We start from the raw sequence: 12,101 nt of genomic DNA, 5'->3' as shown, positions 1-12,101 counted from the left end.
ACATACAAGGCGCCTAACACGGCCCTGATTGCCTCACAGACGAATTTTCTCGGCCCCGGAAGGGTGAAACCCTACGCGGAACCGACCGCATCACCCTCCGGTGCACTCCCGGCTCGAAGATCGTCGACGAACGCCGCCGTCAGCCGGGCGACGTCGCGACCGTGCGAGATCGGCGACCAGTGCCCGGCGGGCAGTTCGCTGCGGCGCAGGTCGGAAACCCACCGTTCGGTGTCCTCGTAGCCGACCGGGCGGACCGCCAGGTCCCGCCGGTTGAGGATCAGCTGGACGGGGACGTCGGTGCGACGCTCCCGCGGGCTGCGCAGCCGCGGCCGGATGTTGGCGCGGTAGCGCTTGAGCCCGGTGATCATGTCCGCGCGCAACGTCGGCGCGGGCCGCACCAGCGCCGGATCCAGCCGGTCGAAGAACCTCAGGAACGTCGGCCAGATCCGCCACAGGCCCAGCCGGAACGGCAGGGTGCCGACCACGGGGACCTGGAACAGCAGCGTGTACCCCGACGCCGCGGCCTGCGCGAGCGGGCCGGCGGGGCGGCGCTGCGCGAGCCGGCGCCGCATCCACGCGCCGAGGTGGTCGAGGTTCGGTCCCGAGATCGACGTGTACGACGCGATCCGCTCCCCCGCGCCGGGCTCGCACACCGCCTCCCACGTCTCCACCGCACCCCAGTCGTGCGCGAGCACGTGCACCGAGGCGTCGGGGCTGACGGCGTCGATCACCGCGAACAGGTCGCGCGCCAGCTCGGGCAGCGCGTACGCCGAGACCGCGGTCGGGGCGGTGCTGGCGCCGGCGCCGCGGGTGTCGTAGCTGACGATCCGGAACCGGTCCGCCAGGTGTGGGATCACGTGCCGCCACAGGTCGTGGGTGTCGGGCCAGCCGTGCACCAGCACGAGCGTCTCGCCGTCCGGGTTGCCCTGCTCGTACACGGCCAGCCGAACGTCGCCGCGCGCGACGATGTGCGGTTGCGGACGAAGCAAACTCATGGAAGTTCCTCCCGGGCTTACATTTTCAGAGGTCGAGGATCAGGCGGTCGCCGTCGGCGCGGGAGACGCAGATGAGCATGTGGTCCTCCCGTTCCTGCGGGGTCAGTCGGTTCTCGCGGTGGTCCGGCGTGCCGGACAGCACCCGCACCTTGCAGGTGCCGCAGAAGCCCTGCTGGCACGAGTACCCGACGCCGGGTTGCCGCTCCCTGATCACCGCGAGCGCGGATTCGTCCGCGGGCACCTCGAGGACCTCGCCAGTGCTCACCAACTGCACCTCGAAGGGTGCGCCGCCCAGCACCGGCGGCGGCCCGAACCGCTCGAAGTGCAGCGCGGAGGCGCCCGAGTCGGCGAAGCCGCCACGGACGGCGTCGAGCATCGGCGTGGGCCCGCAGCAGTACACCGCTCCCCCGACCGGCGCCCGACCCAGCAGGTCGTCGGCGGTGGGGAGACCGTATTCGTCGTCGGGGCGCACGAACACCCGCTCGGGTTCCCACGTCGCGATCTCGTCGAGGAACGGCATCGACTCGCGTGAGCGCCCGGAATAGACGAAATACCAATCCATTCCGGTCCGGCGGGCCGCGCGCACCATCGCGACGATCGGGGTGATGCCGATGCCGCCGGCGACGAACAGCGCGCCGCCCTCGGGAACGAACGGGAAGCCGTTACGGGGCCCCCGCACGGTCACGGTGGTGCCGGGCGCCAGCCCGTGCATCTCGATCGACCCGCCCCCGCCGTCGGGGATGGACCGCACCGCGATCCGGTAGTGCCGCCGATCGGCCGGATCGCCGCACAGCGAGTACTGGCGCCGCCGGCCCGACGGGAGATGGAAGTCGAGGTGGCACCCGGGCTGCCAGGCCGGCAGGTCGCCGCCGTCGACGGCGGCGAACGTCAGGGACGCGACGTTCTCGTCCTCCGCGACGATCGTGCGCTCGGTGACGACCAGCGTCATCGCGGTGTCCGGGTTGTGCCCGGCGACGAGGGGGTCGTAGTCGTAGGCCGAGAGCACCCGCAGGTACTTGTCGGCGACGGCCTCGACGATCGCCATCGCACGATCGGGCCGGTCGCGGCCCTGCAGATCGGCCGGCGGCGCCGGTCGGGTCAGTGCCTCCTGCCGCGTCAGGAGGTCGCGCACGCGGGGCAACTTCACCGTGCCGCCGCCCGCGCCGCGGGCGACGCCGCGAGGTAGGCCACCGCCTGCGCCGTCGAGCCCTCCTTGCCGGGGTGGTAGTCCCGGCGGAAGTACGCCGACATGCGCCTGCCCAATTCGATTGTCGTGGGCAGGGTTCCACGACGCCCGGAGGCGCGGAAGTCGGAGTAGCGCGGCCGGCGGCGGCTCGGCGCCCAGTTCCGGAGTTCGGGGTCGTTGCGCATGAGGAAGCGGGTGCCGCGCACCCACAGCCACACGATCATCGGCGTGACGATGATCTGCGTGCGGATGCGCCGCGACTCGCGCTTGTCGAAGTAGCGCATGACGTCGTACGCGACGCAGCGGTGCTCGACCTCCTCGGCACCGTGCCACCGCAGCAGGTCCAGCATGGTCGGGTGCATCCCGGCGCGGTCGAGGCCGTCGGCGTTGAGCACCCAGTCGCCGAGGAACGCGGTGATGTGCTCGACGGCCGCGATGATCGCGAGGCGCTCGATCAGATGGTTCTGCCCGCGCCGGCCCACGAGTGGCTTGGGCCCCAACAGCTTCTGGAACGCCCAGTGCATCTGGTCGGTGTACGGCGTCGGGTCCAGCCCGTTGGCCTTCAGGTGTTCGAGCACCCCGGTGTGGGCGCCGGCGTGCATCGCCTCCTGGCCGATGAACCCGACGACGTCCTCGCGCAGCTTCTCGTCCTCGATGAGCGGCAGCGCCTCCTTGTAGGTGGCGACGAACCACTCCTCACCGGCCGGCAACAGCATGTGCAGGACGTTGAACACGTGCGTGGTGAACGGATCGCCGGGCATCCAGTGCATCGGCAGGTCGGCCCAGTCGAATTCGACGTTCCGGGCCTGCAACAGGATGTGGTCGGGCTCGAGCTGGTCCGACTCGGTCGCGACGGTGCGCGCTACGGAGGTGACCGCCATGACTGCTCCCAGCTACTCACGCGGGGTCGCCGCCGACGCGCGGCGACATAGTGACCCAGTTCACTCGACGAAGTAGCCGTAACTGTAACACCCAGTTATAGGTAAAACCAGGGGTCAGCCGTAGGTGTCCCGCGGGCCCCGTCCCGGAATGTGCCGGTCGCCCTTCCGCCAGCTCGGGGCGGTCGGACCGGTGATCCGCAGCGACTTCACCACGCCGTGCCCCACCGCCGCGGCGATCTTGGCGAGGATCTGCGCCTGCATCATCCGCAGCTGCGTCGCCCACGCCGTCGACTCCGCGGACACGCTCAGCACGCCGTCGCGCAGCCCCGTCGGCTGCGCGTGCGACGCGATGTCCGGACCCACGACGTCGGCCCACCGGCCCAGCACGGTGCCCTCCGACACCTGCGACGACCAGCCGCGCTGCTTCGCCACGGCGTTGACCAGCGCACCGAACGGCTGCGGGTCGCGCTCGTCCGGGCCCGATCCCGACCAGGAACGGCGCCGCGACCGCAGCGCGCGCACGCCGCCGGTGCGCGGCGACGAGCGTCCCTGCCCCACGGACTTGCCCTTCGCCTTGGCGGCCGCCCGCGCCTCCTCGAGCGCGCGCCGGGCCAGGTCGATGCCCTTCAGTTCCGGCTGCTCCGGTTCGGTGCCGGTCACCGCTCACCTCCCGTCGTGGTGAACCCGCCGACGGGCGTGATCTGCGAGATCCGCCCGTGGTCGGTGTCGTGGGCCGCCACCCCGAAGCGGGTGGCGGACAGCTCGTCGGGGACGTCCTCCGACACGGCGGCCGTGATGAGGACCTGTTCGGCCGCGGCGGCGACGCCCGCCAGCGCGGTCCGGCGCTTGCGGTCCAGCTCGGCGAAGACGTCGTCGAGCATCAGGACCGGGTCGCTGCCGTCCGCCCGCAGCAGGAAGAAGGCGCCGAGCCGCATCGACAGCGCATACGACCACGACTCACCATGGCTGGCAAAGCCTTTCGCGGGCTGATCGCCGAGGAACAGCTCGAGGTCGTCGCGGTGCGGGCCGACCAGGCACACCCCGCGCTCGATCTCCCGCTGCCGCATCACCGACAGCTCGTGCAGGAAGCTCGCCTCCAGCAGTTCGACGTCGTCGCGCTCGGGTTCCCTTGTCGGATCGAGCAATTCGGGAGGAAGTGAGGTGCCCAGACTGCTCTTGTAGCGCACCGACGCCGGCCGCGACTCGGGCGCGAGCGACCGGTACGACGTCACCAGGTGCGGAGCCAGGTCGTGCACGAGCCGCAGCCGCGCCTCCAGCAGCTGTGCGCCGTGCGCTGCGAGATGACCGTCCCAGACATCAAGGGTCGCAAGGGCGCTCGCGCCGTCCGACGAGCGCGCGCCCCGACGCAGGGCGCCGCTCGCGGTCTTGAGCAGCGCCGACCGCTGCCGCAGCACCTTGTCGTAGTCGGCGCGGACCGCGGCCATCCGCGGGATCCGGGAGGTGAGCAGTTCGTCGAGGAACCGGCGCCGGTCCCCCGGGTCGCCGCGCACCAGCGACAGGTCCTCGGGCGCGAACAGCACGGTCTGCAGGATGCCGACGATCTCCCGCGGCCGCCGGGTCGGGGACTGGTTGATCCGGGCGCGGTTGGCCTTCCCGTCGTTGATCGCGATGTCGATGCCCAACTCGCGGCCGTGATTGACCACCAGTGCACCCGCGTGTGCCTGCGCGGCGCCCGCCCGGATCAGCGGCGCGTCCGTCGACACCCGGTGCGACGACAGCGTCGACAGGTACCCCAGCGCCTCGAGCAGGTTGGTCTTGCCGTGCCCGTTACGTCCGACGAACACGGTGCAGCCGGGCGTGAGGTCGACCGTGACGGCGTCCCACGACCGGAAGTCACGGAGAGAGAACTTGCGGACGAACACTAGGTCTCGGTCGCCGTTCCCCGGTCGGCGGCGCGCACGGCATGCCCACCGAACTGGTTGCGCAGCGCCGCGACCGCCTTCATCGCCGGTGAATCGGCCTGCCGCGACGCGAACCGCGCGAACAGCGCCGCGGAGATCACCGGGGCCGGCACCGCCCGGTCGAGCGCCTCCTGCACCGTCCAGCGGCCCTCACCGGAATCCTCGGTGTACCCGGAGATCCGGGCGAACTCGGGATCCTCGGCGAGCGCCTTGACCAGCAGCTCCAGCAGCCACGACCGCACGACCGTGCCGTGTGTCCACGCCTGCAGCACGCCGGGCACGTCGGTGATCAGGTCCTGCGCCTCGAGCAGTTCGTAGCCCTCGGCGTACGCCTGCATCAGCCCGTACTCGACCCCGTTGTGGACCATCTTGGCGTAGTGCCCGGCCCCGACCGGTCCGGCGTGCACGAAGCCCCCGGCGCGCTCCCCGTCCGGGCGCAGCGCGTCGAAGATCGGCATCGCCCGTGCGACGTCGGTGTCCGCGCCGCCGACCATCAGCCCGTACCCCTCGTCGAGCCCCCAGACACCCCCGGAGACACCGCAATCCAGATACCCGATGCCGGCAGCGGCCAGCAGGTCCGCGTGCGTCCGGTCGTCGGCGTAGCGCGAGTTCCCGCCGTCGATCACCAGGTCACCGGAGCCCAGCACGGACGCCAGCTCACGGATCGCGTTCCGGGTGATCTCCCCGGCCGGAACCATCACCCACACGACCCGCGGCGCGGTCACCGCCGACGCCAGCTCGGTGAGCGAGGCGACGTCGGAGACCTCCGGACGCGGGTCGTAGCCGACGACGTCGTGCCCCTGCGCCCGCAACCGAGCGCGCATGTTGAAACCCATCCTGCCGAGTCCGACCAGTCCGAGCTGCATCGTGAGATGTCCCTCCACTAGTGGTGATTCGAGCGGGGCTCCGAGGCGACGCCGGCGGCCGGACGCGTGGATCAGCCCGGCAGGCGGACCGGCATCAGCAGGTAGGTGTACTCGCTCTCGGGCGCCGGGAACGTGCCGGACTCGCCGTGCTCGGGCGCCTCCTCGCCGGCCGGGCGCAGCACGGCGGGACGGCTCGGGGTGGTGAAGCCGAACAACACGCGGTCCGAGTGCAGCGACGACAGACCGTCGATGAGGTACCCGGGGTTGAACGCGATGATCAGCGGCTCGCCCTGGAAATCGGCCTCGAGGGACTCCTCGGCGCGGCCGGCGTCGTCGCCACCGGCGGACAGCAGCAGCCCGTCACCGTTGAACTCGAGTCGCACCTGGGCACCGCGCTCGGCGACCAGGGCCACGCGCTTGATCGCGTCGACCAGCGGCGCGACCTCGACGGTCGCCATCGCGGTGTGCTCGGCCGGCAGCAGCTGACGGAACTTGGGGAACTCGGCGTCGAGCAGGCGCGTCGTGGTGCGGCGGCCGTCCGCGACGATACCGAGCATGCCCTCGGTGCCCACCGACGACCCGGCGCCCAGCGCGAGCTCGACGGGCGAAAGCGTGTTGCCGCCCAGCGTTTTCGCGGACTCGGACAGGGTCTTGGCCGGAACCAGCACGGCCGCCGAGACGTCGCCGGCGGTCGGCATCCACTCCAGCTGACGGACCGCGAGCCGGAAGCGGTCGGTGGCCGCGAGCACGACGTTGGTGCCCTCGATCTCGACGCGGATGCCGGTGAGCATGGGCAGCGTGTCGTCCTTGCCCGCGGCGACGGCGACCTGACTGACGGCCTCGGAGAACAGGTCGACGGGCAGCGAGCCGGTCTGCTGCGGCATCGAGGGCAGCTGCGGATAGTCCTCGACCGGCATGGTCGGCAGCGAGAACTTGGCGCTGCCGCACGTGATCAGCACGCGGGTGCCGTCGACGGTCACGTCGACGGGCTTGTTGGGCAGCGCGCGGGTGATGTCGGCGAGCAGCTTGCCGGAGACCAGCACCTGGCCGGTCGTGGTGACCTCGGCGGAGACGCGGACCTGTGCGGACACCTCGTAGTCGAACCCGGAAACGGTCAGGCCCTGCTCGTCGGCACCGAGCAGCACACCGCCGAGAACCGGCACGGGCGGCCGGGACGGCAGGCTGCGCGCGACCCAGGCGACGGAGTCGGCGAAGTCCTCCCGAGCAACGCGAAACTTCATGCTTCCAAGCTCCATTGCTCGGGTGTTCCTCTCGGTAGGCGCGGTGGTATCGGCAGCAGCTGCGCACGAAGGCTGCAAAGGCTGCGCTAGCAGTCTGACACAGCGGCCAGGGGACACCGTATGCGTTGAACGGCCGTGTTGGAAAGCGGGCGCCGGCGCCTCGAGACACCTCGAGACGGGCTGTGAACAGGCGGCTCCGAGCCGGTTGTTCACAGCGCCTGTTTTCAAAGAACTTCTCTCGAGAAGATTCCAATCACAGTAATAGGCACTGTGGAATCTGTGGATCGACGGCCGAATCCGCTGGTCCCACCTCCTCGAGACCTGGGGACTTCTCGAGGACGCACTCGAGGACAAAACGGGCGAATCTGTGGATACCTCGAGACACTCCCCAGCTGTCCACCGGTACTCCACCGATTGTCCACCGGTTGTCCACAACGATTACACACTAGCCGCACCGCTGTATTCACACACCTATCCACAGGTGTGAGTTCTTTCGGATGGTGTCTCGAGTCACCGTGAAACAGCGAAATCCGCACGGAAAACTCCGTGCGGATCTCGGTGATCGGCGACGCCGGCCAGTGTCTCGAGCGGCCGCGTCTCGAGCTCTCACGCCTCGAGCGCCCCTACCTCGAGCATTGATGCCTCGAGCGGCCACGGCTCGAGGGAGGGGCCGGGATCAGCTCTTCGAGCGCTGCTTGATGCGCGCAGTGAGCTCCTGGACCTGGTCGTACACCTTGCGGCGCTCGGTCATCTCCTTGCGAATCTTCTTGTCCGCGTACATGACCGTGGTGTGGTCCCGGCCGAACGTCTGCCCGATCTTGGGCAGGGACAGGTCGGTCAGTTCCCGACACAGGTACATCGCGATCTGCCGGGCCTGCGCGAGCGGACGGGCCTTGCCGGGGCCGCACAGGTCGTCGATCGAGGTGTTGAAGTACTCGGCCGTCACGGCCATGATCGTCGACGCGTTGATCTCGAGTGCCGCCGAATCGGGCATCAGGTCCCGCATCACCACCTCGGCGAGCTTGAGGTCGAGGGCCTGGCGGTTGAGTGACGCGAACGCCGTGACGCGGATCAGGGCGCCCTCGAGTTCGCGGATGTTGCGTTCGATGCGGCTGGCGATCAACTCGAGGACGTCGTACGGGACGTCCATGCGGTCCATCCGCGCCTTCTTCGACAGGATCGCGATGCGCGTCTCGAGTTCGGGCGGCTGGACGTCGGTGATCAGTCCCCACTCGAACCGGGTCCGCAGACGATCCTCGAGTGTGGCCAGCTGCTTGGGCGGGCGGTCCGACGACACCACGATCTGCTTGTTCGCGTTGTGCAGCGTGTTGAAGGTGTGGAAGAACTCTTCCTGGATGCCTTCCTTGCCCTCGATGAACTGGATGTCGTCGACGAGCAGGATGTCGGTCTCGCGGTAGCGGCGCTTGAACGCCACCTTGCGGTCGTCACGGAGACTGTTGATGAAGTCGTTCGTGAACTCCTCGGTGGAGACGTACTTCACCCGCATCCCGGGGAACAGGCGCTGCGCATAGTGGCCGGCGGCGTGCAGCAGATGCGTCTTGCCGAGCCCGGAGGCCCCCCAGATGAACAGCGGGTTGTAGGCGCGGGCGGGCGCCTCGGCGATCGCGACCGCGGCGGCGTGCGCGAACCGGTTGGACGCGCCGATGACGAACGTGTCGAACGTGTACTTCGCATTCAGGCTGTTGCTGCCCGACGATCCGGTCGTGGGTCCCGCCGGCGGCTTGGTGAAGTACGACGGCCACGACTCGTGGACGCTGGCCAGCGCCTCCCGGTCGTCGTCGACCTCCTCGTGGTCGGCCAGTTCCGGCGCCGCGACCTCCGTGGTGCCCATCGCCAGGTGCCGCCGGCGCACGGTGGTCGGACCATCGGCGTACGCGCTGTCCGCGTAGGGGGTGTCCGCGTAGGCGGTGTCCTGGAAGACGGGTTCGGCGGGCTCGTCCGGCTCGTCGACGTCCTCCGGTGCGGCGATGCGGACGCCGATGCCCTCGACCTTCTGCCCGAGATGGAGGTTGAGCGCCCGCAGGATCGGTTCCCGCAGGTCACGCTCGATCGCTTCCTGCGCCAGCGGCGACGGCACCGACAGCAGCGCGAAGCCCTGTGCGTAGGTCAGCGGCCTGACCAGAGCGAGCCATGCCTTCTGTGCCTTGGTCAGGGCCGCGCCGTCGGATGCGGAGGTCAGTTCTGCAACGACGTCGCGCCAGACATTCGCCAAGGCGTTCGGATCGTCGTTCACTGTGTGTCCTCCCCGGGCCTGTGCCGACCCGCCGCCGTGGTGTGTGTCTGTCGAGCTCCTCCGGTGAGGCTGGACCCCTTACCGGGCAACGAATATGCCACCCGAGCTGTGTTTCCACACAATTATCCACAGATGTGGACAACGCTCGGGTGCTGGGGCTCGCCGGCTCGGAATCTCCACGCGGGGGGATTCTCGATCCTCTCACCTGGTGGTATGTGGTGATCCGTGCGTAGCCGTCCGCTACCTGCGCCGACTCGGGCCGCGGGCGTGGGTGTTAGTTGTCTTACAGTCCCGATTCTCGAGCCTCGCTCGGCGAACGCTACCGCGCGCCACGCGACCGCGTTGCGGCGCAAGCGTAAGGGGCTTCGGCTGTGCCATGCACGGACGGTAACAACCGGAAGGTTTGATTCACGGTGATTCGCCGGATTCGGCGCGAAACGGGCGCGCGTCGCACACCGCCCCTGCCGATGCAAGGATTTCGGCGGCGCGGCGTGTCGGCGCGACGGTGCGCGACGGGCCCCGGTTTGACCTCTCTCGAGCCTGTCAGTACCCTCGAACAGTCACCCGATGGTGGAGGATGTGCGCTGGCCGGAGGTCGGTGTCCCGGTGCCGTCGCGTGATCACGAGTTTCCGATGAAATGACAGACCGACGCCGTCCGGCGTCACCCAACTTCGAGGAGTGTTGACCGTGGCCAAGGGCAAGCGGACGTTCCAGCCGAACAATCGCCGCCGCGCGCGCGTTCACGGCTTCCGTCTCCGTATGCGGACCCGTGCGGGTCGTGCAATCGTTTCGGCGCGTCGCCGCAAGGGCCGCGCTTCCCTCACCGCCTGATTCCGAACCTGACTTCGGGAGCTCGGGGTGTTACCTGAGCCGTATCGCCTGCGCCGACGCTCGGACTTCTCCGAAACGGTGCGTCGCGGGCGTCGAATGGGTCGACGAGATCTCGTTGTTCACGCTCTCGAGCGCGACACAGCGGACTCGTTGGTGAGTAGCGACGGGCCCCGTTTCGGGCTCGTCGTCAGCAAGGCTGTCGGGCCGGCGGTGATTCGACATCGAGTCGCTCGCCGGTTTCGTCATATCTGCGCCGGGTTGGTCGGCACCGTTCCGGTCGACACCGACGTGGTGATCCGCGCGTTGCCGGGATCGGCGACCGCGAGTTCCCGGGAACTCGACAAACAGCTGCGATCCGTCCTCAGGAAGTTGGATCTGCTGGCTGGTGAAGGCAATCCGGTATGAGCATCGAACACGACGAGGCGCGGACCGAATCCGGTCCGCGCTCGTCGTCGTTCGCGGGACACCTCTGGACGACGCTGCGACGATTTCCCGCGCGCGTCCTGATCTTTCTGATCGAGCTGTACCGAACCTACGTGTCCCCACTCCGCCTGCCGACGTGCCGGTTCACGCCGACGTGCAGCGAGTACGCGGTCGACGCGTTGCGCACGCACGGTGCGATCAAGGGTTCGGCGCTCACCGTGGTGCGACTGGTCAAGTGCGCGCCCTGGCACCCTGGAGGATGGGATCCGGTCCCGGAACGTCGGGGCCGGCACATCCACCATGTGAGCCGGGAATGACGCGCACCACTCGCCCAGAACTTGCCAAGCACCACGGAGTGGTGAACGTGGACGAACAGAGGAGTACTTAGAGCCGTGCTCGACTTCATTTACTATCCGGTGTCCGGGATCCTGTGGGTCTGGCACAAGGTGTTCGGAGCCGTCCTCGGTGACGACAACGGCATCGCCTGGGCGTTGTCCGTGATGTTCCTGGTGTTCACGCTGCGTGCCATCCTCTACAAGCCGTTCGTCAAGCAGGTGCGCACGACGCGGCAGATGCAGGAACTGCAGCCGCAGATCAAGGCACTGCAGAAGAAGTACTCCAAGGACCGCCAGCGCATGGCGCTGGAGATGCAGAAGCTGCAGAAGGAACACGGCTTCAACCCCGTCATGGGCTGTCTGCCGGTCCTGCTGCAGGCACCGGTGTTCATCGGCCTGTTCCACGTGCTGCGTTCGTTCAACCGGACCGGCACCGGGTACGGCGGCCTCGGCATGTCGATCGAGGAGAACGCGAACACCGCGAACTACGTCTTCAGTGCCTCCGACGTCCAGTCGTTCCTGAGCGCCCGTCTGTTCGGCGCCCCGATCTCGTCGTTCATCACGATGCCGAAGGAACAGCTCGAGTCCTTCGGCGCGTACGGCACCGTGCCGACCGTCCTGAACGTCGCTGTCGTCGCTATCCCGCTCATGATCATCGCGTCCGTCGCGACGCACTTCAACTCGCGCGCGTCGGTCGCCCGCCAGAGCGAGGCCGCCCAGGCGAATCCGCAGTCCGCGATCATGAACAAGCTCGCCCTGTGGGTGTTCCCGCTCGGCGTGCTCGTCGGTGGTCCGTTCCTGATGATCGCCATCCTCCTGTACTGGGTGTCGAACAACATCTGGACCTACGCGCAGCAGCACATCGTGTTCCGCAGGATCGACGCGGAGGAAGCCGCCAAGAAGCAGGCCGTGCTGGAGCGTCGCGCCGACAATGCGCCCAAGCCCGGTGCGCGGCCGAAGAAGGACGCGCGCAAGCAGGCGGCGCAGTCCCCCGCCGTCGAGTCCGGGTCGGTTGCGGACGACACGGACGAGGCCGCCGAGTCGTCCGCCGCGGACGAGGGCACGAGCGGCGGCGCCTCCGGCACGCAGCGCCCGAAGCCCAAGCCACGGCCCGCGGCCAATCGCCCCAAGAGCAACAAGCGCAAGCGGCGCTGACCTCGAGAAGA

General features: G+C 69.0%; 12 protein-coding genes. 4 read left to right on the top strand and 8 right to left on the bottom strand.

What is annotated here, in order from left to right:
• Positions 1-71 precede the first annotated feature (71 nt).
• The 8 genes from EGT67_RS20075 to dnaA all read right to left on the bottom strand — a co-directional run bounded on the left by EGT67_RS20075 (position 72) and on the right by dnaA (position 9,345).
• Entirely contained in the window at positions 72-995 is a 924-nt protein-coding gene (locus EGT67_RS20075; RefSeq protein WP_127917857.1) for an alpha/beta fold hydrolase, read from the bottom strand.
• A gap of 25 nt (positions 996-1,020) precedes the next feature.
• Positions 1,021-2,142, bottom strand: coding sequence for a PDR/VanB family oxidoreductase (locus EGT67_RS20070; RefSeq protein ID WP_127917856.1), 1,122 nt, complete (start codon positions 2,140-2,142; stop codon positions 1,021-1,023).
• A complete protein-coding gene (locus tag EGT67_RS20065) occupies positions 2,139-3,062 on the bottom strand; it encodes a metal-dependent hydrolase (protein ID WP_127917855.1) in 924 nt (307 codons plus the stop codon). The genes EGT67_RS20070 and EGT67_RS20065 overlap by 4 nt, the downstream gene beginning before the upstream one ends.
• 114 nt (positions 3,063-3,176) lie before the next feature.
• On the bottom strand, positions 3,177-3,722 hold the full coding sequence (locus EGT67_RS20060) for a DUF721 family protein (RefSeq protein WP_127917854.1): 546 nt from the start codon (positions 3,720-3,722) through the stop codon (positions 3,177-3,179).
• The gene (gene recF / locus EGT67_RS20055; RefSeq protein WP_127917853.1) at positions 3,719-4,945 is read right to left on the bottom strand and encodes a DNA replication/repair protein RecF; all 1,227 of its coding nucleotides are present in this window, start codon (positions 4,943-4,945) and stop codon (positions 3,719-3,721) included. Before recF ends, EGT67_RS20060 begins: the two co-directional genes overlap by 4 nt.
• Positions 4,945-5,850, bottom strand: a complete 906-nt coding sequence (gene gnd / locus EGT67_RS20050; RefSeq protein ID WP_127917852.1) for a phosphogluconate dehydrogenase (NAD(+)-dependent, decarboxylating) — start codon at positions 5,848-5,850, stop codon at positions 4,945-4,947. The genes recF and gnd overlap by 1 nt, the downstream gene beginning before the upstream one ends.
• Before the next feature lie 71 nt (positions 5,851-5,921).
• The gene (gene dnaN, locus EGT67_RS20045) at positions 5,922-7,106 is read right to left on the bottom strand and encodes a DNA polymerase III subunit beta (RefSeq protein WP_127917851.1); all 1,185 of its coding nucleotides are present in this window, start codon (positions 7,104-7,106) and stop codon (positions 5,922-5,924) included.
• A gap of 661 nt (positions 7,107-7,767) precedes the next feature.
• The gene (gene dnaA, locus EGT67_RS20040) at positions 7,768-9,345 is read right to left on the bottom strand and encodes a chromosomal replication initiator protein DnaA (RefSeq protein ID WP_127917850.1); all 1,578 of its coding nucleotides are present in this window, start codon (positions 9,343-9,345) and stop codon (positions 7,768-7,770) included.
• Positions 9,346-10,033: 688 nt separating this feature from the next.
• Here dnaA and rpmH point away from each other — a divergent pair.
• From rpmH to yidC, 4 genes are all read left to right on the top strand, one after another.
• A complete protein-coding gene (rpmH, locus tag EGT67_RS20035; RefSeq protein ID WP_006550910.1) occupies positions 10,034-10,177 on the top strand; it encodes a 50S ribosomal protein L34 in 144 nt (47 codons plus the stop codon).
• A gap of 27 nt (positions 10,178-10,204) precedes the next feature.
• Entirely contained in the window at positions 10,205-10,582 is a 378-nt protein-coding gene (gene rnpA / locus EGT67_RS20030; protein ID WP_127917849.1) for a ribonuclease P protein component, read from the top strand.
• Positions 10,579-10,917, top strand: a complete 339-nt coding sequence (yidD, locus tag EGT67_RS20025; RefSeq protein WP_127917848.1) for a membrane protein insertion efficiency factor YidD — start codon at positions 10,579-10,581, stop codon at positions 10,915-10,917. Before rnpA ends, yidD begins: the two co-directional genes overlap by 4 nt.
• A gap of 75 nt (positions 10,918-10,992) precedes the next feature.
• A complete protein-coding gene (gene yidC, locus EGT67_RS20020; protein ID WP_127917847.1) occupies positions 10,993-12,090 on the top strand; it encodes a membrane protein insertase YidC in 1,098 nt (365 codons plus the stop codon).
• Positions 12,091-12,101 lie beyond the last annotated feature (11 nt).

The organism is Prescottella agglutinans, from assembly GCF_004011865.1.
Classification (GTDB): domain Bacteria; phylum Actinomycetota; class Actinomycetes; order Mycobacteriales; family Mycobacteriaceae; genus Prescottella; species Prescottella agglutinans.
The sequence above is the reverse complement of the archived record's forward strand: the minus strand, read 5'-3'. Positions and strand labels throughout refer to the sequence as shown.